We start from the raw sequence: 22,094 nt of genomic DNA, 5'->3' as shown, positions 1-22,094 counted from the left end.
TCTCCACCCGCTCGTACATGACCGCCACCGGACGGTCTCAACCCTTACTTGATGCCCAGTGCGCCGGCGATTGCCTTCGCCGTCACCTCGATGATGTTGGGAACGTAGAAGATCACTCCGATGGCCACGGCCAGGATGAGGAACTGCACGAATCGCGTGATCTCGCGGGTGAAGAGGAAGAAGAGCGCGACCACGGAGACGACGACGAGGAACAACGGGGCGAAGAAGGCGCGCAGAAAGTCGGCGAGCCCTCCGGTGTCGATGCCGGTCGACGTAGGCGCCGGCGTCATTTCGATCAAGGTCAGCAGTACGGTCTTCAAGGTCACTTCTTGTCCTCCCGGGGGGTACCGATCAGCAGCGCGGCCGCGCCTCTATCCAACGACCCGGCCGGCGCCGCGGATGTCGGCGACGAACCACTTGTCGCCCTGCTTCTCGACGGTCAGCCGGTAGGCCTGCTCCAACCGCGCGCCGACCGCGGCGGGGTCGGTGGCGTTGGGTGTGGGCTGGGTCTCGCCGTTCGGTACGACCCACACGACGACCGCCTGGATCTCTCTGGTGGCACCCCCCACAGGCACCACGACTTCCTTGAGCTCTGCGAAGGTGAAGGCGCCGCCGAAGTTCGGCAGGCTCTTGCCGGCGGCGACGTAGCGCTGCAGCGCGGTGGCGTCGCCGGACGCGTAGTCCTTGAAGAAGCCCTCCAGCTGGGGTTTGAGCTCCGCGGCCGCCGCGTCGTCGGTCTCCGGCGGGGCCACCTGCGGCAGCTCGGCCGGCGCGGGGGCGGGCAGGATCGCCGGACGCCCGGAGACGACGAACCGCTTTCCGGCGTCGTCGCCCGAATAGTAGATCGGGACCGACAGCATCATCCTGCGGCGGCCTGACTGGAAGGACACGCTGACCACCGCGTTGTGCGCGTCGGACGCCTCGATGTCGTACGGCTGGATCGCGACGGCCGCCAGCTTGCCGTAGCCGTCCCAGCCCATTTGCGGGTCCGTGGCGTCGGGCAGGAACGCGGTCAGCTTGCCCTGCCTGCTGGCTGCGTCTTCGGGGCTGAAATTCAGATAGACGCCGGCGAACTGCGCGGCGAAGGCCATGCCCTTGTCAGCGGGGAATCCGCTGTTCGCCACCACGGCGCCATTGGGCGTTGCCACTTCTTGCTGGGTAAACCGCTCAAATGGGGCACGCACCCCATTCACCACGATCACCAGAATAAGCGCCCAAAGAATGATGCGGCCGGTCCACACCAGCCACCGTCCACCGCCGCCGGACCAGCCGCCACGGCGCGGCCTGCGTGGTGGCGGCGCGTCGAAGTCAGCCGTCTCCAGGCGTGCGGAAAGCTCGGGCTCGCCAGCGATCCGAGGATCGTGCTGGACGGTAGACCTACGAGCCATCACGCCTCCGCTCGCGCCGATCCCCCCGGCTGGCGCGGTGTCGTCCGTTGCCGATCCCCATCATCCGCGGTGAAGTAGTCACCCTATCCGGTCCCGCCATTCTTCCAGGAAAGCCACGCCCATGCTGCAGGCACGACCGCCCTCACGGCAAACCGGGGACGTATGACAGGCCCCAGTGCCGATTCCTGTCACTTCCCGGTGGAATCGCCTTTTGACCAGGCCAAATGCCTAAAATCGCATAGCGCGGCAGCCACGGATCCCTGTCCAAAATAGGCATGGACTCTCACGCCCTGCGGGTCCGGCATGGGGTGGCGAGCGGGGCGCCGGTCAGGCGGGCTCGGCATCCTGCGCGGGGCGCTCCGGCCGCCTGCTCTGCAGGTCCACGACCGTCGTCACGCTCTTGACGGGGCGTACCGCCCGCTCCAGGGAGCCGCGCAGGTCGGCCAGCATGTCGGCGGCGTCGCGGTCACGCATGCGGCCGGCCATCTCGTTACGCTCGTCGACCTTCCTGCGCAGGTATGCCTCCCGGTTGACGCGCAGGCCGTACATGAGCTCGACCCTGATCAGGGCGAGCTCCTCCTCAAGGCTGATGCCCGTCAGGGCGGGCGCGGAGCGTCGTTTCCGGATCATGCGACGGATCATGAGGGGCCTCCCGAGTCAGCGTGAACGCCGTGACGATTCGACGCGCGGGGGCCCGGAGCGGTTGACACAGCAGTCATGACGCCTGACCGGCGCGGCGGTCAGGCGTCAGGCCGAGCTCGGTTCGGCGGCCTGTTTCGGCTGGAAGCCCCGCGCGAGCGCGATGATCGCGGCGGTCAGCACCAGCGGGGCGACGAACGCCACCCGCAGGTCCGCGGCGTCCGCGATGGCGCCCACCAGGGCCGTCCCCACGACGAAGCCGACGTAGTTGAAGAGGTTCACCCTGGCGATGGCCACCCCGGTCCCGGCCGGGTCGAGCTTGCCCGCCGCCGAGAACGACTGCGGCGCGACCACCGACAGCCCCACCCCTGTCAGGGCGAACGCGACGACGCCCAGCGGCTGGTTGGGCGCGAGCACCACGCCCAGGAACCCGAGCGTGGCGATCACGCCGCCGATCCTCACGATGGCGGCGGAGCCGTACCGCCTGACCGCGAAGTCGCCGCCGAGCCTGACGGCCAGCGTGGTCGCCTGGTAGGCGGCGTAGGCCAGCGGGAGCACCCTCGGGCCCGCCTCCAGCACGTCCTTCATGAACACCGTGTTGAAGTTGGACACCGCGGCGTCGCCGACGTACAGGAAGCCCATGGCGAGGCAGAGCGGGATGATGGGCCGCCACGGGAACCGGCCCGCGACCGCCGCGGCGGCGCCGTCGGCCTTCTCCTCCTCGGCCGTGCACAGGTCCCGCCCCGCGTAGAGGGAGCCGGCCACGGCGAAGACCATGGGGATCGCCATGACGAGCGGCAGCGGCAGATCGGCGGCGGCCGACGCCCACAGCGCCCCGGCCATGCTGAAGGCGCTCCACACGCAGTGGAAGCCGTTCAGCACCTGGATGCCGTACCTGCGCTCGACCGCGACTCCCTGCATGTTCATGCCGGCGTCCACCGCGCCCACCGCCACCCCGAACAGCAGCAGCACCGGCACCAGCAGCGGCACGTTCGGCGCGAGGCCCGTCAGCACCACGGCGGCGGCGACCACCGGCTGAGCGATGCGCAGCAGCAGCTTGCTGCCCAGCCGGGCGGCGAACGTGCCCGCCGCCACACTGCCGACCCCCGCGAACACGGGCACGATCAGCAGCAGGAGCGTCAGCGTGCCTTCGTCCAGCCCGTGCTTGGCCTGCAGGTTCGCGACCTGGATGAGCAGCGAGGCGAAGGACAGGCCCTGTACGGCGTACACGAGGTACGTGGCCACACGGGCCTGGCGATCACGTGGGGACGGCACGGCGGCCTCCTGCTGATTGGGGGGTGAGCAAACGTGAGGCGGGGTCAGGTTAGCGGCAGGTCCAGGCGTCGCGCCAGCACAAGATCCAGCAGGAGATAAGGTGCCGGGGTGAAACGCGGCTACGCGTCGGGCGAGGCGCGCAGGGAGCGCATCCTCGCCACCGCGCTCCTGGAGTTCGCCGAGAGCGGCTACCGGGGGGCCTCGCTGGCGCGCATCGCCGAGCGCGCCGAGCTCTCCCAGGCCGGGCTGCTCCACCACTTCAAGAGCAAAGAACGGCTGCTCGTCGCGGTGCTGGACTATCGGGACGCGCTCGACCTACGCAGGTTCGACCTGCGGGCGGCGGGCGGCGTCGACGCGCTGCGGGCACTGGTCGGCGTGGTGGAGCACAACTCGCGGGTGCCAGGGCTGGTGCAGTTGTTCTCGGTGATCAGCGGCGAGGCCGTGACCGCGGACCACCCCGGGCACGAGTGGGCCAGGCGGCGTTACCGGCGGCTACGCGCGGACATGGCGGCGGCGCTGCGCAAGGGGGCCGAGCGCGGCGAGTTCCGCGCCGATCTCGACGCCGAGGCGCACGCCGACCGGCTGATCGCGATGATGGACGGCCTGCAGACGCAGTGGCTGATCGACCCGGAGCAGGTCGACATGGTGGCCGTCTTCAGAGGCTACGTGGACGACCTCATCACCCTGCTGCGACCTGCTTAGCGCCCGCCGAGACCTGTTCAGCGGCAGGCGAGACGACCTCGCCGCCGTCCAGTCGCCTGGCCGCGCCCCACACGCCGAGGGCGAGCAACGCGGCCACCTCCGTGATCGCCATGCCGCGCTCCACCAGACCGAGCGGCATGACCCGCCACCACGCCAACCCGTTGCCGGCCCCGATCAGCATCACCGCGCCGATCCCCACGACCCACAGCACGGAGCAGATCCCGAGCCCGAACGCCACCAGCGCGGACCTCCGGAGCTCGGATCGTTCGCGATGCCGCCACGGCCGGGCGATGATCACCGCCGCCAGCGGCAGGCTCAGGAAGGCCACGAAGCTGCCCACCCGGTGGATGCTGCCGCTCATGCTCGGCCCGACCGACCAGTCGTGCTTCTCGAACCAGGCCGTCAGGAACAGGCCCACGCTCCACGCCAGGAGCGCGACCGTGCCGAAGGCTCCGGCCAGCCTCTTGCGTGCGAGCGACACCGCGATGGCGACCGACCCGGCCGCCAGCAGGCCCACTCCCCATCCGAAGATCCAGCCGTCGGGGCCGAGGCCGTGCTCGCTGATCGTACGCCTGATCGGGTTCATCTCGTCGAGGCTCGTCAGCTCCAGGCCCACGATCACCGTGATGCCCGCGCCCACGGCGGCGAGTCCCCATCGTGCCGGTTGATGCACGCACACACCTCCCCTTTGTCTGGATCAACAGAGACAAGTGCGCGGAGATTCCGGGTTTCTCAGGCCGGCGCGCGCCGGACGAGCTCGTCGCTCAGCTCGCGCAGCCGTTTCCTGGCCTCGAGGTCGTACGCCTGTGCGTGGGCCCGGCTCTCGCGCCGCTGGTCGAAGTAACGCCCGGTGACGCCGTCCAGCTCGTCGATCAGCCGGAGGGTGGCGTCGGCCCCCTGGCCCACGCTGCTGATCGGCGGCACCAGGGCCTCGCGGACCATGGCGGTGTTCATGAACGTGGCCGGGTGCAGCGCGTTGACCGTCACGCCCGTGCCGGCCAGCTCTTCGGCGAGGTCGAACGTGAACATGATCTGCGCCAGCTTGCTCTGGGCGTAGGCGCGCTGGCGGCCGTACCCCTCGGTCAGCATCGGGTCGGCGAAGTCGATGGCCTGCTGGCCCACTGAGGCCACGTTCACCACGCGCGCCGGCGCCGAGGCCACCAGAAGGGGGACCAGCCGCCGGGTCAGGTGGTATCCGGCCAGGTAGTTCACGGCGAAGCGGAGTTCGATGCCGTCGGCGCTCTCCTGGCGCCCGGAGAACGGCTTGCCGCCCCCGATCCCGGCGTTGCCGACCAGCACGTCGAGCCGGTCGAACCGGTCGAGCACCTCGGCCGCCATCCGCTCGACCTGGGCCAGCTCGGCCAGGTCGGCCACGACTCCCTCGGTCCGGCCCCCGATCCGCTCGCGGACCTCGCGCACCCGGTCGGGGTCCCGGCCGTGCACGACCACCAGGTCGCCCGCCGCCGCCAGCCTGCGGGCGAGCTCCCCGCCGAGGCCGCCGGTGGCCCCGGTGATCAGAATCGTCCTCATTTCTTCAGCCTGCCGCCGCCGTCCACCGTCAGCACGGTGCCGGTGACGAACGTGTTGCGCACCGCGTACTCGATCGCCGCGGCCACGTCGTCGGGCGTGCCGACGCGGCCGGCCGGCGAGCTCGCGGCGGCGGCCTCGAAGAACGCGGCCCGCGCCGCGTCGCCGGCCTCCGACCACCATTCGGTGTCGATGACGCCGGGCGAGACCGCGTTCACCCTGATGGGCGCCAGCTCCACCGCCAGCCCGGGGACGGCGGCCTCGATGGCGCCGTTCACCGCGGCCAGCGCGGCGATGCCCGGGAAGGGCGCGCCCGCCGACGCGGCCGTCACGAACGTGATCGAGCCCTCGGGGGCCAGCACGTCCAGCGCGGCCTGCGCGGTCAGCAGGTGCGGGGCCAGCTTGCCCTCCACGGCGTCGAGCAGCCCGTCACGGGTCAGTGTGCTCAGCGGCCCGCCGCCGCCCCGCCGCGTCACCGTGACGACCAGGTGGTCGATCGCGCCCAGCCCGGCGAACAGGGCCCGCATCGCGTCTGTGTCGCACGCGTCGACCGCCTGCCCCGACGCCTGGTCGCCGAGCTGCTTCAGCGCCGCCTGGACCCGTTCGCGCGACCTGCCGGTGACGACCACCTCCGCACCGCCCGCGGCCAGTCGCACCGCCGTGGCCAGGCCGATGCCCGACGTGCCGCCCACGATGACGACTCTCATCGTCTTCCTCCTAATACGAGACATCTTGCCTCGAATATAAACGAGGCACGATGTCTTGTAAAGTGGGCGGCATGGTAGGCAGACCACGCAGCGAAGTTGCCAGGAAAGCGATCCTCCGGGCGGCGCTCGATCTGTGCTCCCGGGACGGATACCAGGGCGTGACCATGAAGGGCATCGCCGAGGCCGCCGGCAGCGGGCGGCAGACCGTCTATCGCTGGTGGCAGACCAAGGCCCAGGTGCTGCTGGAGGGCCTGACCGAGATCGTGACCGAGGAGATCGAGCCGACGCCCGCCGGCGGTGACGCGGAGGCCGATCTCGTGGCGTTCCTGCGGCAGACGTTCGCGTTCGCGAACGGCGTCGCGGGGCAGGTCGTCGTGGGGCTGATGGCCGACGCCCAGTCCGACCCCGAGCTGGCCGCCGACCTACGTGAAAAGATCATCGGGCCGCGCCGCCGCGCCCTGCGCTCCGTGCTCGAACGCGGCGCCCTGCCCGCCGGCGTGAATCCGGAGCTGGCCGTCGATCTCATCTTCGGCGCCATGTGGTACCGGCTGCTCAACCGCCACGCCGCGGTGAACGAGGAGCTTGCTGACGAGATCGCCGGGCTGCTGGCGCGAATGCGCTGAGGAGCCGCCGTTCGGGACGAGCGAATCGCGTGAGCGCCAGATATCGTCAGAAGTGTGAACGAACGCGCGGGATCCTGGTTGCCGAAGCTGCAGGAAGTCGGAGAGAGGCTGGCCGAGGAGTGGGCGTCGGCCCGCCGCCCGCCCGCCACAGGCGACGTGCCGGCGCCGCACGAACTGCGCGCCTCCGACGCCGACCGCGAGCGCATCGCCCAGGTGCTCCAGGACGCGCACGCCGATGGCCGGCTCACGCTGGACGAGCTGGAGGAGCGGCTCGGCGTCCTCTACTCCGCGCGCACGCTGGGCGAGCTGGCCCAGCTCACCACCGACCTGCTGCCTGCCGATCAGCAGCCGCTCAACCTCGACGGCAAGCCCGTGTCGGCCATCTTCAAGAAGGAGCAGCGCGGCGGGCGCTGGGTCGTGCCCGCCGAGCTGACGGTGACGGCCATGTTCGGCACCACCAAGCTGGACCTCCGCGACGCGATCCTGCAGAACCGGCGGGTCGTCATCAACGCCACGCTGGTCTTCGGCGGGCTGGAGATCCACGTGCCCGAGGACCTCGAGGTGATCAGGGTCGCCAAGGACAAGACGGTCCGCCTGACCAAGCAGCCGACCGAGCCGGGCGCACCGGTGGTCGAGGTGCGCACCACCAACTTCGCCGGTGAGGTCAAGGTCAAGGAGCCGCCCCGCCGCAAGCGCCGCCGCTGATCACCCCGCGGTGTCGAAGTTGATCGCGCTGTAGGCGCGCAGCTTCCACAGCTGGTGCTCACTCTGGATCTTGCGGATGGTCCCGGAACGGCCGCGCATCACCAGTGACTCCGTCACCGCCGAGCCGGCGCGGAAGCGTACGCCCTGCATGAGCTCGCCGTGCGTGATGCCGGTGGCCGCGAAGAACACGTCGTCGGAGCGGACCAGGTCGTTCGTGGTGAGCACCTGGCTCAGGTCGTGGCCCGCGTCGATGGCGCGGCCGCGCTCGGCGTCGTCGCGCGGCCAGAGCTTGCCCTGGATCACGCCGCCCAGGCACTTGAGCGCGCACGCGGCCACGATGCCCTCGGGCGTGCCGCCGATGCCCAGCATGAGGTCGATGCCGGTGCCCGTGCGGGCCGCCATGATCGCGCCGGCCACGTCGCCGTCGGTGATGAACTTGATGCGCGCGCCCGTCTCCCTGATCTCCTTGACCAGCCGCTCGTGCCTGGGCCGGTCGAGCACCACCACCGTCACGTCGGAGGCCGAGCAGTGCTTGGCCCTGGCCACGGCGTTGATGTTGGCGGACACGGGAGCCTCGATGTCCACCACGTCGGCCGCCTCCGGGCCGGTGACCAGCTTCTCCATGTAGAACACGGCCGACGGGTCGTACATCGAGCCGCGCTCGCTCACCGCGATCACCGACACCGCGTCGGGCATGCCGAGCGCGGTCAGCCTGGTGCCGTCGATGGGGTCCACGGCCACGTCGCAGTCCGGGCCGCTGCCGTCGCCCACGTGCTCGCCGTTGTAGAGCATCGGGGCGTGGTCCTTCTCGCCCTCGCCGATGACCACCACGCCGTTCATGGAGACCGTGTTGATCAGCTGGCGCATGGCGTTGACCGCCGCGCCGTCGGCGCCGTTCTTGTCGCCTCGGCCCACCCACCGCGCCGCGGCCATCGCGGCCGCCTCCGTGACCCGGACGAGCTCCATCGCCAGGTTGCGATCAGGGGCGTGCTCACCAGTGGCGAGCGCCGCCGGTACCGAATCGGACATGATAGGCCTCCTCGTCGACAACTTCCTCGATCGTAGTTGCCCTCCTATTCCCGCCTAGAGGCGGATCATCTCCCTCGGCGGGAACGCGCGCCCAGAGCGTGTCTGGCGGATCGGCGCCCGATGTCCTGCAATCATCGATGGAGTGGACGTCGTCGCGCTTGTCATCGGTCTCGCCGTCGGGCTGGTCATCGGGTTCCTCCTGGCCAGGACGCGGGCGGCGGTGCGGGTGGCCGAGGCCGACGCGCGCGCCAAGTCCGCCGCCGAGAAGCTGGTTTACGTCGAAGAGCAGCTCGCCGACCGTTTCCAGGCGCTGTCCACGCGCGCGCTCGACGTCAACAACGTCCGATTCCTCGAGCTGGCCGAGACCCGGCTCGCCGCCGGCCGCGCGGCGGCCGCGGGCGACCTCGACCAGCGCAAGCAGGCCGTCGAGCACCTGGTGGAGCCGCTGAAGGACGCCCTGACGCGGGTCGAGGCGCAGCTGCGCGACACCGAGTCGGGCCAGCGCGTGGCGCGGGCGGAGCTGGCCAAGCAGATGGAGTTCGTCCGCCAGAGCAACGAGCAGCTGCGTTCCCAGACCACCGCCCTGGTCAGGGCACTGCAACGGCCGGAGGCCCGCGGCCGGTGGGGCGAGCTCCAGCTGCGCAGGGTCGCCGAGATCGCTGGGATGCAGCGTTACTGCGACTTCGACGAGCAGGTCACGGAGGGCTCCATGCGGCCCGACATGGTCGTGCGGCTGGCGGGCGGCAAGAACATCGTGGTCGACTCCAAAGTCTCGCTGGCGGCCTATCTGGAGGCCGCCGAGGCCTCGGACGAGTCACTGGCCACGGTCCGGCTCGACGCGCACGCCAGGCACGTGCGCGAGCACGTCGACCGGCTGGCCGCCAAGGCCTACTGGCAGGGCTTCAACCCGTCGCCGGAGTTCGTGGTGCTGTTCATCCCGGGCGAGGCCTTCCTGGCCCCGGCCCTCGAACGCGATCCCAGCCTGTTGGAATACGCCATGACGCGGCGGGTGCACATCGCCACGCCCACAACGCTGATCACGATGCTGCGCACCGCGCACTACGCCTGGCAGCAGGCCGCGCTGAGCGAGAACGCGCGGGCGGTGTTCGAGCTGGGCAAGGAGCTGTACGAGCGGCTGTCGTCCCTCGGCAAGAACGTGGAGTCGCTGGGCAGGGCGCTGACGCGGGCCGTGGAGGCGTACAACAAGTCGATCGGATCGCTCGAAAGCCGCGTTCTGGTCACAGCGCGCAAGCTGCACGATCTGGGCGTAGTGGATGGCGACCTGGACGCGCCGGCGATGCTGGACGGCCTCCCGAGACCCCTGGCCTCCCCCGAACTGCTCGAAACCACCTCACTGCTTCCCCATTCGAACGGTAAGTTGGCCAACGGGTCGCAGTAAAAGGGGGGTGGGCCAGTGGGTGAGAAGGGCAGGCGCCCGGCTGTCAGGCTGACCGCTCGCGGCGCCATCGCGCTCGCCCTGGTCGCCACTCTGGTGGGCTACGTGCTGACGGCCTTGCTCGACATCCAGCAGATCGTGGGCGCGGCGTTCGTGCTGGCGAGCCTGCTCGGCGTGCTCCTGGTCAACCGGCGCGAGCTGCTGTCGCTGGTGGTGACGCCGCCGCTGGTGTTCTTCTGCGCCACGCTGTTCGTCGAGCTCGGGCGGGCGTTCGGCTCGGTGTCGATCGTCCAGTCGCTGGCGCTCGGCCTCTACACGTCGCTGACGGGGGGCGCGCCGTGGCTGTTCGCCGGCTCGGCCATCGTCCTGGGCGTGGCGTGGCGGCGCGGGCTGCGCGACAACGTACGCGACCTGCGCGAGGAGCTGAAGGCGGGCGCGGAGGTGCCGCGCCCGCGCCAGCCGTTCGTGCCCGAGCCTGAGGGCTATTTCGAGCCCAAGGTGTATGGGACGCCGCGCGGTGAGGACTAGGAGCCGACCCTGAGGTCCTTGCGCAGCTCGTGGGGCAGCGCGAAGCGCACGCTCTCGTGCACCGGCTCGACCTCGCTCACCTCGCCGAACCCGCGCTCGGCCAGATGCGCGAGCACCTCGTCGACCAGCTCTTCGGGGACCGACGCGCCGCTGGTCAGGCCGACCGTGGTGACGCCGTCGAGCCATTCGTCGCGGATGAAGGAGGCGTTGTCGACGAGGTAGGAGGCGTCGGCACCGTAGTCCTTGGCCACCTCGACCAGGCGCTTGGAGTTGGAGGAGTTTTCCGAGCCGACCACGATCACCAGCTGGGACTCGGCGGCGATCTCCTTGACCGCGATCTGCCGGTTTTGCGTGGCGTAGCAGATGTCGTCGCTGGGCGGGTCGAGCAGGTTGGGGAAGCGCTCCTTCAGCTTGGTCACCGTCTCGGTGGTCTCGTCGACCGACAGCGTGGTCTGCGACAGCCACACCAGCCTGCTGGGGTCCTTGACCTCGACCTTGTCGACCGCGTCGAGGCCGTCGACGAGCTGGATGTGCTCGGGGGCCTCGCCCGAGGTGCCCTCGACCTCCTCGTGGCCCTCGTGCCCGATCAGGAGGATGTCGAAGTCCTGGCCGGCGAACCTCTTCGCCTCATTGTGCACCTTCGTGACCAGCGGGCAGGTAGCGTCGATCGTGCGCAACCCGCGCTGCTTCGCCTCGCCGTGCACGGCGGGCGAGACGCCGTGGGCGGAGAAGACCACGATCTCCCCCTCGGGCACCTCCTCGGTCTCCTCGACGAAGATGGCGCCCCTGGCCTCGAGCGTCTTGACGACGTGGGTGTTGTGGACGATCTGCTTGCGTACGTAGATCGGGGCGCCGTACTGCTCCAGAGCCTTCTCGACCGCGACCACGGCTCGATCGACTCCGGCACAGTAGCCACGAGGCTTGGCTACGAGGACTCGGCGGGAAGAAGGGGTTTGGGGCTCCATACTTTCTATGCTACGTGGAGCGGCCATCAGGCCCGCCCAAGCGTGGTCGCCCGCGGTTTGCCAGACTGGCCGTCCAAAACTGACCTCCCAGGGAGACGTCATGTCCCTTAGCGACGTGATACGCAACATCGCCAAGACCGTTACCAACAAGGACGAGCTGAAGGAGAAGGCCAAGGACCTGCCGCTCCTCGTCATCCAGACCACGCTCAGCGCCGCAGGACAGGCGCTGCTGCTGGTGGACCGGGTGAAGAACTCGATCAAGGGCCGTGGCGGCAAGGAGGAGCGCGAGGAGGAGCTGTACGACTCCCGTTCCTCTGCCGCCGACCAGGTCGCCGCACCGCCGGCGGAGGAGGAGAAGACGGCTCGCAAGGAGCCGGTCATCTTCGCGCCCCGGCCCAGCGCGGCCGAGCCCAACGGCGTCGCCAAGACCAAGCCCGACCCGGTCATCTTCGCCCCGGCAGGCAAGAGCGAGTCGGCCGCCACCGCCGAGCCCGAGGTGGCGCCCAAGGCCGCCGAACCCGCTCCCAAGACTGAGGCCCCTGCTGCCGCGGCTCCGGTCGCCGAGCCGAAGCCCGCCGAGGCCCCTGCTGCCGCGGCTCCGGTGACCGAGCCGAAGCCCGCCGAGGCCGTTGAGGCCAAGGCTGCCGAGCCGGTTGCCGAGCCGGTTGCCGCCGCCGAGCCGGCGCCCGTTGTCGCGGAAGAGCCCGCCGCCGAGCCGGCGCCCGTCGTCGCGGAAGAGCCCGTCGCTGCTCCCGAGGCGGCCGCTGCCGCGAAGCCGAAGGCCAAGCCCGCTGCCGCCAAGGCCCCCAAGGCCGACAAGGCCGACAAGGCCGCCGAGCCCACCAAGGCTGCCGCGCCCGCCGCGGCGGCGGAGCTGGTCGAGCCGCTGCCCGGCTACTCCGAGCTGACCGTCGCCTCGCTGCGCGCCAGGATGCGCGGCAAGACCGCCGAGCAGATCGGCGACTTCCTGGCCTACGAGCACGCGACGCAGGCAAGGCCCGAGGTCGTGCGGATGTTCGAGAACCGCCTCGCCAAGCTGCAGACCGGAGAGTAGTCCCACGGGGGCGAGCCCCCGCGAGCCCCCCAACAACCGACGAAGAAGCTTCCTTCGGGGAAACGAGCTTCCCCGCGTAGTCTTTCCGCCATGACCTCGACCTCGAAGACCTCGCCAGAGTCACCGCTGCCGATCCGCACGGTCCTGCAGATGGTGGGCGGCTGGATCGGCAGGCTCGGCACGGTCTGGGTCGAGGGCCAGATCACCGATCTGAGCGCGCGTGGCGGCACGGTGTTCCTGACCCTGCGCGACCCGGTCGCCAACGTGTCCGCCAGAGTCACCGCGCCGCGCGGCGTCTACGAGGCGGCCGTGCCGCGCCCGGCGGACGGCGCCAGGGTCGTGATGCACGTCAAGCCGGACTTCTGGGTCAACAAGGGCTCGTTCGCCTTCACCGCGATGGAGATCCGCCCGGTCGGCGTGGGCGAGCTGCTGGCCAGGCTGGAGCGGCTCAGGCAGTTGCTGGCCGCCGAGGGATTGTTCAACGCCGACAGGAAGCGGCGGCTGCCGTTCCTGCCGGGCACGATCGGGCTCATCTGCGGCCGCGACTCCGCGGCGGAGCGCGACGTGCTGGAAAACTCCCGCCGCCGCTGGCCCGCCGTGCGGTTCCAGGTCGAGGAGGTGGCCGTCCAGGGGCCCTACGCGGTGGGCGAGGTGACCGAGGCCCTGCGCAAGCTCGACGCGGACTCTTCCGTCGAGGTGATCGTCATCGCCCGCGGCGGCGGCTCCCTGGAGGACCTCCTGCCCTTCTCCGACGAGACCCTCGTGCGCGCGGTGGCCTCCTGCCGCACCCCTGTCGTGAGCGCGATCGGCCACGAGCAGGACAGCCCGCTGCTCGACATGGTGGCCGACGTGCGCGCGTCCACCCCGACCGACGCGGCCAAGAAGGTCGTGCCGGACGTGGGCGAGCAGCTGACGCTGGTGCGCCAGCTCCGCGACCGGGGACGCAGGGTGGTCAGCGGCTGGCTCGACCGCGAGATGTCCTGGCTGACGTCCGTACGCTCGCGGCCGTCGCTGGCCGATCCAGTCCGCGAGCTGGAGCGCAGGGCCGAGCAGGTGGACGCGCTGCGCGAGCGGACCAGACGGTCGCTGTCCGGGTCCCTCGACCGGGCCGCCGACGACCTCGTCCACCTGCGGGCCCGGCTGATCGCGCTGTCCCCGGCGGCCACGCTGGAGCGCGGCTACGCCATCGTCCAGCATCCGTCCGGCGAGGTGGTACGCCTGGCCAAGGACATCTCACCCGGCGCCCTGCTGACGATCCGCCTGTCCGACGACCGCGTGACCGTACGCGCCGAGGACCGCGGCAAGACCGGAGACGCCTGACCGACCCCGCCGAACGGCCGGCGGCCTACGCGCCCGTGACGGCCGCGACGAGCGCGGCCAGGCCGGACTTGATCTCGCCGATCGTCATGCCGCGCTCCTCGCGCTGGAACGCGATCAGGCACGCGTTGACCGGGGCGAGCAGCGCGTCGGCCAGGTAGGCGGCGTCGGCGTGCGGGCAGGCCTGGGCGAGCAGGGTGGCCAGGTGGATGTGGTGCACCCGGTAGGGCCCGCCGCCGTACACGTTGCCCTTCCCGCCCTTCTCCAGCAGCACGAACAGCGCTTGCTGGGCCACGATGCGATCGACCAGCGCGTGCAGGAAGGCCGTGATCCTCTCGGTGGCCGCGGCGCCGGGCCCGAGCGGCGGCGGGCCGGTGAGGAACGCCGACTGGAACTGCCGCTCGCGCTCGTCGATCAGCGCGTAGACCAGCCCGGAACGGTCGCCGAAACGCCGGTAAACGGTGCCCACGCCGACGCCGGCCACGCGGGCGACCTCGTCGAGCGAGAGCTCGTCGGCGCCACGCTCGGCGATCATCCGGGCCGCGACCTCAATGATCTTCTGCCGGTTGCGTGCGGCATCGGCCCGCTCCGGCTGAGGCTGCCCGACGACGGGCAACGATCGATGTCCGCGCACGCCTGGAGCATACAACTGGCAATCGGAGAACTCTCCGGTTAGGCTACGAACCGGAGATTTCTCCGGATAATAGGGAGCTGACGATGCCCAACGAGTTCAACCAGCAGATCATCGACGAGTTCCGGGCCAACGAGGGCCGGGTCGGCGGCATGTTCGAGGGCGCACCGCTGGTGCTGCTCACGACCACGGGAGCCAAGAGCGGCAAGCCGACCACGACCCCGGTGATGTATCTGGCGGACGGCGATCGCTACGTGATCATCGCCTCGAACGCCGGTGCGGACAACCACCCGGCCTGGTATCACAACCTGCGGGCCGCGCAGGAGGCGACGGCGGAGATCGGGACGGACGCGTTCGCCGTCAAGGCGGTCTTCGTCGAGGGCGAGGAGCGCGACCGGCTCTATGCCCGGATGGTGGCTCAGGCGCCGGGCTTCGCCGAGTATGAGGCCAAAACGAGCCGCCGCATCCCCGTGGTGGCGCTGCTCCCCCAGGACGCCTGACGTAGGGGATGACGGGCCCTCAGAAGGGGGCGTCTTCGGCGTGGCCCGAAGTGGGCTCGGCTCGTCTGGCCATGGCGGCGGCGAGCTTGACCCGGGCGCCCTGGAGCCACTCCTCGCAGACGGCCGCCAGCTTCTCGCCGCGCTCCCAGAGCTCGATCGACTGCTCCAGGGTGAGCCCGCCCGTCTCCAGGCGGCGCACCACCTCGGTCAGCTCCTCGCGGGCCTGCTCGTATGAGGGTGTCTTCTCGTCTGCTGCCACAGCAACCACCCTAGACGTGCCCGGCTAGCCCTGGGGCCGCTGCCGCAGCGTGCCGGCCAGCTCGGCCAACTCGGGCCAGTCGGCCGTACCGGTGATCACCAGCGTCACGTCGGGCAGGACGCGGACCAGCGAGCGCTGGTTCTTGTCCTCGCGGTAGCGCTGCTCCCACGTGACCCCGCCGACCTGCTGCGTGCCGACGGCCTTGTCGGTGTTGGCCATCCGGTTGGCGAACTCGGCGGCCGGCTGCTCGTTGCTCTGCGCGAACATCGCGTGCTGCTGCTTGGCCGTGGCGAAGCCGAGGTAGAGGACCTGGGCGCCGTTCTCGCCCTTGGCGATCCTGTTGCTGTTGGGCACCCAGCCCGCCGGGTCCCGCTGCGGGGCCCACACCCCGTACGGGACCGCGTGGCCGAAGTTCGCGACCGTGATCGAATAGTCGAGACGCGGGATGTGCTGCTCCCGGCTCTGCGGCGTGACCAGCAGGAACAGCCCTACCCCGGCGAGGCAGACGAAGAGGGCTACCGCGTAGCCGTAGAAACCTTGAGTGAACCGTTGCACACCTGGCGAGGTTACCCGCTGGAGGGGGCGGTCGCCGAAGCGGCCGGGCGGATCTGGCCGATGATGGCGAGAGCCTCCTCGGCCAGGCCGCGATCGCCGGAGAGCACCACCTCGGAGACGGCGGCGGCCAGCGCGCCGGTGATCACCACGACGAGCGCCGGCTGATTCTCGAACAGCGCCGCGTTGCGCTGCGCCCACTTGCGCAGCCGGTCGCGCATGACCACGTCGAAACCGGGCGGGCCGTCGCCGCGCAGGAACAGCGCGGCGAGCTCACGCTCCTCCAGGCACCCCTCCAAGTAGGCACGGGCGGCGCTGATGAACACGCCCATCGGGTCGCTCTCGCCGGCGGCGCGGGCGGCGCGGGCGGCCTGCTTGGTCCGCTGCGACTGCCTGCCCTGCCACTCCTCGAACAAAGTGAGGTAGAGGTCGGCCTTGCCGGAGAAATGGTGGTAGAGGCTGCCCACGCTCGCGTCGGCCCTGGCCACCACGTCGGTCACGCCCGCCTCGGCGAAGCCCTTGGAGACGAAGACCTCCCTGGCGGCGGCGAGGAGCGAACTGCGCGTGGCAGCACCCCGCTCGGACGTGCGCGGCTGAGCCACCGCGGCTTCCACATCGCTCATTCGATCTCCTCCACGGAGCGGCGCCATGCTCCATGGTGAGGCACGACGCCACGCAGGCGCACGTCGAAGCTTACCGACGTCCGGCCCTCCAGGACCCCGGCAAATGTGTACGGGCCGAGGTCCGCCGCCCACCTTCGATAAACTCGCTGTACGTGCGCGAGCGAAGCGAGCGAACCCACAGACACAGCAGCTTGCTCACAGCATCGAGCGAGCGAAGCGAGGAAGCCATCAGAAACAGCAGTCACAGACTCCTACGACCGGCGGGGTCCGTCGCATGAGCCTGTCCATCGGAATCGTCGGCCTGCCCAACGTGGGCAAGTCCACGCTGTTCAACGCGCTGACCAAGACCGGCAATGCGCTCGCCGCGAACTACCCGTTCGCCACCATCGAGCCCAACGTGGGCATCGTCGGCGTGCCCGACGACCGTCTGCCCAAGCTGGCCGAGATCTTCGGCTCGGCGCGCATCCTGCCCGCCAAGGTCGAGTTCGTCGACATCGCGGGCCTGGTCAAGGGTGCGTCGGAGGGACAGGGCAGGGGCAACCAGTTCCTGTCCAACATCCGCAACACCGACGCGATCTGCCAGGTCATCCGCGTCTTCACCGACCCGGACGTCACCCACGTGGACGGCGAGATCTCCCCCAAGCGCGACATCGAGACGATCAACACCGAGTTGATCATGGCCGATCTCCAGACGGTCGAGAAGGCCATCCCGCGCCTGCAGAAGGAGGCGCGCCACAACAAGGACAAGAAGTCCGCGCTGGAGGCCGCCGAAGCCGCGCTGGCGGTCCTGGAGACCGGCAAGACCGTCTTCGAGAGCGGCCTGGACGGCGAGGATCTGCGCGAGCTGCACTTGCTGACGGCCAAGCCGTTCCTCTACGTGTTCAACCTCGACGCCGACGAGCTGGGTGACACCGCACTCAGGGAGCAGTTGTCCACGCTGGTCGCCCCGGCCGAGGCGGTCTTCCTCGACGCCAAGATCGAGTCGGAGCTGGTCGAGCTCGACGAGGAGGAGGCTCTGGAGCTGCTGCAGTCGGTCGGCCAGGAGGAGTCGGGCCTGCGCCAGCTCGCCAGGGTCGGTTTCGAGACGCTCGGCCTGCAGACCTATCTGACGGCCGGGCCGAAGGAGAGCAGGGCCTGGACGATCCGCAAGGGAGCCACCGCGCCCGAGGCGGCCGGCGTGATCCACACCGACTTCCAGCGCGGCTTCATCAAGGCCGAGGTGGTCTCCTTCGAGGATCTGGTCGACGTGGGGTCCATCGCCGCCGCCCGCTCCGCGGGCAAGGCCCGCATCGAGGGCAAGGACTACGTGATGCGCGACGGCGACGTGGTGGAGTTCCGCTTCAACGTGTGAGCGGCCGCGGCGGGATCAGGCGGGCTCCATCATGGAGACCGCCGTGTCCACCGCGGGCGCCACGTCGTCGTCCGGCGGGTGGAGCAGCGCGCCCTGCCGACCACCATCAGGTCCCGTCAGCCGACCCCCAGCAGCCCGTCCAGATAGGCGAGGCTCTGCCGGACGTTCTCGATCGGGCGGTCGCCGGGGCCGGTGAGAATGACGTCCTGCTCCATGACGTACCAGCCGTCGTAGCCGCTGCGGCCGAGCTCGGTCACGATGCCCGCGACGTCCACGTCACCCTGCCCGAGCGGGCGGTAGACGCCCTCGCGCACCGCCTGCGTGTACGTCAGCCGGCCGCTGCCGACCAGGCCCGCGATGCGGGCGTCCACGTCCTTCAGGTGCACGTGAGCGATCCTGGACGCGGCCGCCTTGACCAGCTCGGCCGGGTCCGTGCCGCCGATCAGCAGGTGCCCGGTGTCCAGGCAGAGCGGGATCGAGCTGCCGCCGAGCACCCGCTCGACCTCGTCGCGGGTTTCGATCATGGTGCCGACGTGCGGGTGCAGGCCGGCCCTGGGGCCGAGCGCGGCGGCGATCCTGTCGAGGTTGGCCAGCAACGTGGCCCAGCCGGTGGCGTCGAGCTCCGGGCGTACGTCGTAGCCGTCGGCGCCCGTGGCCGCGGCCAGCACGAGCGTCCCCTCGTCCGGCAGGCCGGGCAGCGGGTCGTGGTCCGGGTCGTGGAGCACGACGGGGACGAACGCGCCGACCAGGCGCAGGCCGTACCGGTCGATGAGGGAGGGCGTCAGGAAGCCCTGAGGGCCGAGCTCCGTGGCGGTGAGGCCGAGCTCCCGCATCTCGGACAGCACCCGCTCGGGGTCCAGCTGGTGGCCCCAGCCGGGGACCTCGCACACGCCCCAGGAGATGGGGGCTCCGGCGATCTTCATCGGCGTACCTCCGCGACCTCGACGGGGCGGCCCTCGCGCAGCGACAGGTCCGCGGCCTCGGCCACGTAGAGCGCCGCCAGCGCGTCCTCGATCGGGCACAGGCTCTTGTCACTGGTCAGGAAGGCGTCGATCTCGTTGCGGTAGGCGGTCTCGAACCGGGTGACGAAGTCCGGCCAGGGCTGCTCCCCGCTCGGCGGGCCCTCGGTCGTGTGGAGGGGGGCGCGCGGGCTCAGGCCGACGGCCTGGGTGCGCCTGGTGCCCGCCAGCTCCATGCGCACGTCGTACCCGGCGCCGTTGTAGCGGGAGCCCTGCAGGGTGACCAGCGTGCCGTCGTCCAGCGTGAGCAGCGCGGCGCTGGTGTCCACGTCGCCCGCCTCTTTGAAGAACGCCGCGCCGCGGTTGGCCCCCCGCGCGTACACCGACACGACCTCGCGACCCGTCACCCAGCGCAGGATGTCGAAGTCGTGGATGTGGCAGTCGCGGAAGATGCCGCCGGACAGCGGGATGTACTCGGCGGGCGGGGGCGCGGGGTCGGCCGTGATCATGTGGACGCGGTGCAGGTCACCCAGCTCGCCGCCGTGCACCGCGAGCGCCGCCGCCACGTAACCCGGGTCGAACCTGCGCTGGAACCCGATCTGCACCTTGCCGCCCTCGGCGGCCTCCAGCACCTTGACGGTCTCGGCGACCGTGCCCGCGACCGGCTTCTCGCAGAAGGCCGGGATGCCCCGCTCGCACGCCTTGATGATGAGCTCGGCGTGCGTGCTGGTCGGGGTGGCGATCACCACGGCGTCCGACTCGAACGGATCCCCCGGCCTGCCGTACGGCGACGTGCGCACGGGGTCGGCCACGATCAGCTCGTCCACCAGCGGATGCGCGGCCAGGGTGGCGGCGTGAAAGGCTCCGATCCGGCCCAGGCCCAGCAGTCCCACGCGCATGACGCCTCCAATCCGGGGTCCGGATTTCTTTCTAAGCGAGTCGTGCTTCCTCAGTCAATTATTTGTCCTGACATTCTGACCTTTAGCCCTCGTACGGCCTCCGCGGCCTTGTACGTGGGCAGCCGCGCGAACCCCACCACGACGGCCGGCGGCCCCGGCGACGTCCGCATCGGCCCGACCGGCTCGGCGGACACGCCGAGGCTCAGCGCGATCCGCACCACCTCCTGCTCGTCCCATCCCTCCGGCAGCTCCAGGTACGCGTGCAGCCCCGCCTCGATGCCCCTGACCTGGACCTTCGGCAGTTCCTCCGCCAGCGCGGTGACCAGTGCGTCCCGGCGGCGGCGATATTCCCTGCGCATGCGGCGCAGATGCCTGTCGTAGCCACCGGTACGCAGGAAATGGGCCAATGCGTACTGCTCGATGACCGGCGAGCCCAGGTCCAGCTCGCCCCGCGCGCGCCGGATGGCCTCGGCCAGGTCGGCGGGCGCGGCCACCCAGCCCAGGCGCAGCCCGGGGGCGAGGGCCTTGCTGACGCTGCCGGAGAGGATCACCCGGTCCGGGGCCAGGCCCTGCAGGCAGCCGACGGGATCGCGGTCGAAGCGGAACTCGGCGTCGTAGTCGTCCTCCAGGATCACGCGGTCGCCCGCGTAGGCCCATTCCATCAGGGCGGCGCGGCGGGACGGCGACAGGACCACGCCGGTCGGGTACTGGTGCGCGGGCGTGACCAGGACGGTGTCGCCGCTCAGCCGCCGCACGTCCAGGCCCTCCTCGTCCACGGGCACCGGCACCAGGTGCGCGCCCGCCCGCCTGAGCAGGGGGACCTGGCGGTGGCTCGTCGGGTCCTCCACCGCCAGCCGCAGCGGCCGGTCCTGGGACAGCACGTGCAGGACCAGGCTCAGCCCCTGGGCCACGCCCCCGACGATGACCAGGTTCTCCGGCCGCACGTCGGCCGCCCTGACCCTCCTGAGATAGCCGGCCAGTTCCTCGCGCAGCTCGGAAACCCCGCCGGGGTCGCCGTAGTCGAGAGCGTCCGAGGGCATGGTGGTCAGCACGTGGCGTACCGCCGCGAGCCAGCGCTCCCTGGGGAAGTGGCCGAGGTCGGGCGAGGTGGGGCGGTATCCGTAGTAGGGGGCGCTCGGCGCGCGGCGCACCGGCCGGGCGCGGACCGGCGCGGCGGCTTTCGGCCGCCGGGTGGCCCCCGCCGTGTTCTTGGGCGTCACCTGGGTGCCCACGCCCACCCGGGAGACCAGGAAGCCCTCGGCGACGAGCTGCTCGTACGCCTCCACCACCACGCCTCTGGAGACCTGCAGGTCGAGGGCGAGGTCGCGGGTGGCGGGCAGGCGGGTGCCGGGCGCGAGGCGGCCGCCGCGGATGGAGTCGCGCAGCTTGGAAGCGATCTGCCCAGCTATGCCCCCCTCCTCGCGATTTATCTGGATATGGAGATCAGCCATATTGGCCCTGTCTTCCGGCGGGACATTGGACTGTTTGTCCGGACCATTCTCTCCTTAGCCTTCTTCGCATGAGAAACGGCATCATCGGCGCCGCCTCGGCCATGTTCCTGGTGGGGACGCTGGCCGGGGTGTCGGGACTCGTCGGCGCGTACCCCATATACGGCGGACAGGCCGTGCGGTATCTCGTCGCGGCGGTCATTTTGCTGCTCATAACGAGGGTTCTGCGCCTGCGGTTCGTCAGGCTGACGCTGCGCGAGGGCCTGTGCCTCGGCGGGCTCACCCTGCTCGGCCTGGTCATCTTCAACGTGTGCGTGGTCGAGTCCACCCGGGCCTCGGGTCCCGCGCTGGTCGGGACGGTGCTGGGCACCGTGCCGCTGGCGCTCGCGCTGGCCGGCGGTCGCCCCGCGCCCCGGGTTCTGATGGGGGCGAGCGTGGTCGTGGCGGGGGCGACGCTCGCCACGGGGCTCGGCAGCGGCAACCTGACCGGCCTGCTGTGGGCGCTCGGCGCTCTGGTGGGCGAGGTCAGCTTCTCCCTGCTGGCCATGCCGTTGCTGCCGAAGCTGGGGGCGATCAGGGTGTCGGCGTACTCGACGGTGCTGGCCGTGCCCATGCTGGTCGTGGTCGGGCTGGCCGACGAGGGGACGAGCATGTTCCGGGTGCCGACGGGGGCGGAGGTGCTCGGGTTCGGCTATCTGGCGATCGTCGTCACGGTCGTGGCGTTCTTCCTCTGGTACAGCTCGTTGCCCAAGCTCGGACCCGGGCCGGCCGGGCTGTTCGCGGGACTCATCCCCGTGGGCGCGATCATCACGGGCATGGTGCTCGGGATCGCCATGCCGTCCGCGTACGACCTGCTGGGGGCGGGGCTGGTGATCGCGGGCATCCTCGTGGGCCTCACCGCCCGGCGGCGCGCCGGCGATCACGATCATGATGCTCGCCCGGCGAAGGAACCTGTCCCTGCGACGAACCGAGGTGGGGCGATACGGGCGGAGGGAGGAGCGTAATCTCTAGGGGACC

The 22,094-nt window shown here is 70.7% G+C and carries 26 protein-coding genes; 10 read left to right on the top strand and 16 right to left on the bottom strand.

What is annotated here, in order from left to right:
- Positions 1 to 44: 44 nt before the first annotated feature.
- The 4 genes from ACTMTI_RS22150 to ACTMTI_RS22135 form a co-directional block, all read right to left on the bottom strand.
- Positions 45 to 290, bottom strand: a complete 246-nt coding sequence (locus ACTMTI_RS22150; protein ID WP_240778098.1) for a hypothetical protein — start codon at positions 288 to 290, stop codon at positions 45 to 47.
- 81 nt (positions 291 to 371) lie between these two features.
- The gene (locus ACTMTI_RS22145) at positions 372 to 1,148 is read right to left on the bottom strand and encodes a conjugal transfer protein (protein ID WP_441122356.1); all 777 of its coding nucleotides are present in this window, start codon (positions 1,146 to 1,148) and stop codon (positions 372 to 374) included.
- Between the two features lie 567 nt (positions 1,149 to 1,715).
- Positions 1,716 to 2,018, bottom strand: coding sequence for a hypothetical protein (locus tag ACTMTI_RS22140; RefSeq protein WP_441122355.1), 303 nt, complete (start codon positions 2,016 to 2,018; stop codon positions 1,716 to 1,718).
- A gap of 117 nt (positions 2,019 to 2,135) precedes the next feature.
- On the bottom strand, positions 2,136 to 3,302 hold the full coding sequence (locus ACTMTI_RS22135; RefSeq protein WP_441122354.1) for an MFS transporter: 1,167 nt from the start codon (positions 3,300 to 3,302) through the stop codon (positions 2,136 to 2,138).
- Positions 3,303 to 3,410: 108 nt separating this feature from the next.
- Between ACTMTI_RS22135 and ACTMTI_RS22130 the strand changes: the two genes are divergently transcribed.
- Positions 3,411 to 4,004, top strand: a complete 594-nt coding sequence (locus tag ACTMTI_RS22130; protein ID WP_441122353.1) for a TetR/AcrR family transcriptional regulator — start codon at positions 3,411 to 3,413, stop codon at positions 4,002 to 4,004.
- On the opposite strand, the gene ACTMTI_RS22125 is transcribed toward ACTMTI_RS22130, so the two are convergent.
- From ACTMTI_RS22125 to ACTMTI_RS22115, 3 genes are read right to left on the bottom strand one after another with little or no spacing between them, the layout of a single operon-like run.
- Positions 3,982 to 4,677: a DUF998 domain-containing protein gene (locus ACTMTI_RS22125; RefSeq protein ID WP_441122352.1), complete on the bottom strand. Its 696-nt coding sequence runs from the start codon at positions 4,675 to 4,677 to the stop codon at positions 3,982 to 3,984. The genes ACTMTI_RS22130 and ACTMTI_RS22125 overlap by 23 nt on opposite strands.
- A 59-nt stretch (positions 4,678 to 4,736) precedes the next feature.
- Positions 4,737 to 5,534: an SDR family NAD(P)-dependent oxidoreductase gene (locus ACTMTI_RS22120; protein ID WP_441122351.1), complete on the bottom strand. Its 798-nt coding sequence runs from the start codon at positions 5,532 to 5,534 to the stop codon at positions 4,737 to 4,739.
- Positions 5,531 to 6,238, bottom strand: coding sequence for an SDR family oxidoreductase (locus ACTMTI_RS22115; protein WP_441122350.1), 708 nt, complete (start codon positions 6,236 to 6,238; stop codon positions 5,531 to 5,533). Before ACTMTI_RS22115 ends, ACTMTI_RS22120 begins: the two co-directional genes overlap by 4 nt.
- Positions 6,239 to 6,309: 71 nt before the next feature.
- Here ACTMTI_RS22115 and ACTMTI_RS22110 point away from each other — a divergent pair, with 71 nt between their 5' ends.
- Positions 6,310 to 6,861 carry a TetR/AcrR family transcriptional regulator gene (locus ACTMTI_RS22110; protein WP_441122349.1) on the top strand — a complete coding sequence of 184 codons (552 nt, stop codon included), beginning with the start codon at positions 6,310 to 6,312 and terminating at the stop codon, positions 6,859 to 6,861.
- 54 nt (positions 6,862 to 6,915) lie between these two features.
- A complete protein-coding gene (locus ACTMTI_RS22105; RefSeq protein WP_441122348.1) occupies positions 6,916 to 7,566 on the top strand; it encodes a DUF1707 SHOCT-like domain-containing protein in 651 nt (216 codons plus the stop codon).
- On the opposite strand, the gene glpX is transcribed toward ACTMTI_RS22105, so the two are convergent.
- Positions 7,567 to 8,595: a class II fructose-bisphosphatase gene (gene glpX, locus ACTMTI_RS22100; protein ID WP_441122347.1), complete on the bottom strand. Its 1,029-nt coding sequence runs from the start codon at positions 8,593 to 8,595 to the stop codon at positions 7,567 to 7,569.
- 133 nt (positions 8,596 to 8,728) lie between these two features.
- Here glpX and rmuC point away from each other — a divergent pair, with 133 nt between their 5' ends.
- Both rmuC and ACTMTI_RS22090 read left to right on the top strand, forming a co-directional pair.
- Positions 8,729 to 9,994, top strand: coding sequence for a DNA recombination protein RmuC (gene rmuC / locus ACTMTI_RS22095; RefSeq protein ID WP_441122479.1), 1,266 nt, complete (start codon positions 8,729 to 8,731; stop codon positions 9,992 to 9,994).
- A gap of 15 nt (positions 9,995 to 10,009) precedes the next feature.
- Complete coding sequence (locus tag ACTMTI_RS22090; protein WP_441122346.1) at positions 10,010 to 10,519, top strand: DUF6542 domain-containing protein; 510 nt, start codon at positions 10,010 to 10,012, stop codon at positions 10,517 to 10,519.
- Here the strand turns inward: ACTMTI_RS22090 and ACTMTI_RS22085 are convergent.
- The gene (locus ACTMTI_RS22085) at positions 10,516 to 11,484 is read right to left on the bottom strand and encodes a 4-hydroxy-3-methylbut-2-enyl diphosphate reductase (RefSeq protein ID WP_441122345.1); all 969 of its coding nucleotides are present in this window, start codon (positions 11,482 to 11,484) and stop codon (positions 10,516 to 10,518) included. The two genes, ACTMTI_RS22090 and ACTMTI_RS22085, sit on opposite strands and share 4 nt — an antisense overlap.
- 100 nt (positions 11,485 to 11,584) lie before the next feature.
- Between ACTMTI_RS22085 and ACTMTI_RS22080 the strand changes: the two genes are divergently transcribed.
- Both ACTMTI_RS22080 and xseA read left to right on the top strand, forming a co-directional pair.
- On the top strand, positions 11,585 to 12,538 hold the full coding sequence (locus ACTMTI_RS22080) for a hypothetical protein (RefSeq protein ID WP_441122344.1): 954 nt from the start codon (positions 11,585 to 11,587) through the stop codon (positions 12,536 to 12,538).
- A 90-nt stretch (positions 12,539 to 12,628) separates the two neighbouring features.
- Positions 12,629 to 13,858: an exodeoxyribonuclease VII large subunit gene (gene xseA / locus ACTMTI_RS22075; RefSeq protein WP_441122343.1), complete on the top strand. Its 1,230-nt coding sequence runs from the start codon at positions 12,629 to 12,631 to the stop codon at positions 13,856 to 13,858.
- Positions 13,859 to 13,883: 25 nt separating this feature from the next.
- Here xseA and ACTMTI_RS22070 read toward each other — a convergent pair whose 3' ends face one another.
- A complete protein-coding gene (locus ACTMTI_RS22070; protein WP_441122342.1) occupies positions 13,884 to 14,489 on the bottom strand; it encodes a TetR/AcrR family transcriptional regulator in 606 nt (201 codons plus the stop codon).
- An 83-nt stretch (positions 14,490 to 14,572) separates the two neighbouring features.
- On the opposite strand from ACTMTI_RS22070, the gene ACTMTI_RS22065 reads away from it, so the two are divergent.
- Positions 14,573 to 14,986, top strand: a complete 414-nt coding sequence (locus tag ACTMTI_RS22065) for a nitroreductase family deazaflavin-dependent oxidoreductase (protein WP_441122341.1) — start codon at positions 14,573 to 14,575, stop codon at positions 14,984 to 14,986.
- A gap of 19 nt (positions 14,987 to 15,005) precedes the next feature.
- Here ACTMTI_RS22065 and ACTMTI_RS22060 read toward each other — a convergent pair whose 3' ends face one another.
- From ACTMTI_RS22060 to ACTMTI_RS22050, 3 genes are read right to left on the bottom strand one after another with little or no spacing between them, the layout of a single operon-like run.
- A complete protein-coding gene (locus ACTMTI_RS22060) occupies positions 15,006 to 15,245 on the bottom strand; it encodes an exodeoxyribonuclease VII small subunit (RefSeq protein ID WP_441122340.1) in 240 nt (79 codons plus the stop codon).
- 24 nt (positions 15,246 to 15,269) lie between these two features.
- Positions 15,270 to 15,800 carry a DUF4245 domain-containing protein gene (locus ACTMTI_RS22055; protein ID WP_441122339.1) on the bottom strand — a complete coding sequence of 177 codons (531 nt, stop codon included), beginning with the start codon at positions 15,798 to 15,800 and terminating at the stop codon, positions 15,270 to 15,272.
- 11 nt (positions 15,801 to 15,811) lie between these two features.
- Positions 15,812 to 16,420, bottom strand: coding sequence for a TetR/AcrR family transcriptional regulator (locus tag ACTMTI_RS22050; protein WP_441122338.1), 609 nt, complete (start codon positions 16,418 to 16,420; stop codon positions 15,812 to 15,814).
- A gap of 274 nt (positions 16,421 to 16,694) precedes the next feature.
- On the opposite strand from ACTMTI_RS22050, the gene ychF reads away from it, so the two are divergent.
- Positions 16,695 to 17,771 carry a redox-regulated ATPase YchF gene (gene ychF / locus ACTMTI_RS22045; protein WP_441122337.1) on the top strand — a complete coding sequence of 359 codons (1,077 nt, stop codon included), beginning with the start codon at positions 16,695 to 16,697 and terminating at the stop codon, positions 17,769 to 17,771.
- A 116-nt stretch (positions 17,772 to 17,887) separates the two neighbouring features.
- On the opposite strand, the gene ACTMTI_RS22040 is transcribed toward ychF, so the two are convergent.
- Genes ACTMTI_RS22040 through pdxR form a run of 3 tightly spaced genes read right to left on the bottom strand, consistent with a single transcriptional unit; the run spans position 17,888 to position 21,080 of the window.
- Positions 17,888 to 18,694 carry a TIM barrel protein gene (locus tag ACTMTI_RS22040; protein WP_441122336.1) on the bottom strand — a complete coding sequence of 269 codons (807 nt, stop codon included), beginning with the start codon at positions 18,692 to 18,694 and terminating at the stop codon, positions 17,888 to 17,890.
- Positions 18,691 to 19,629 (bottom strand): Gfo/Idh/MocA family protein, encoded by a 939-nt coding sequence (locus ACTMTI_RS22035; RefSeq protein WP_441122335.1) that lies wholly within the window; start codon positions 19,627 to 19,629, stop codon positions 18,691 to 18,693. Before ACTMTI_RS22035 ends, ACTMTI_RS22040 begins: the two co-directional genes overlap by 4 nt.
- 50 nt (positions 19,630 to 19,679) lie before the next feature.
- Positions 19,680 to 21,080, bottom strand: a complete 1,401-nt coding sequence (gene pdxR / locus ACTMTI_RS22030; RefSeq protein ID WP_441122334.1) for a MocR-like pyridoxine biosynthesis transcription factor PdxR — start codon at positions 21,078 to 21,080, stop codon at positions 19,680 to 19,682.
- 68 nt (positions 21,081 to 21,148) lie between these two features.
- On the opposite strand from pdxR, the gene ACTMTI_RS22025 reads away from it, so the two are divergent.
- Complete coding sequence (locus ACTMTI_RS22025) at positions 21,149 to 22,081, top strand: DMT family transporter (RefSeq protein ID WP_441122333.1); 933 nt, start codon at positions 21,149 to 21,151, stop codon at positions 22,079 to 22,081.
- Positions 22,082 to 22,094: the final 13 nt, after the last annotated feature.

Origin of the sequence: Nonomuraea sp. H19, assembly GCF_052068215.1 — a bacterium.
GTDB lineage: Bacteria > Actinomycetota > Actinomycetes > Streptosporangiales > Streptosporangiaceae > Nonomuraea.
This window is presented reverse-complemented; position numbering and strand designations above follow the sequence as displayed.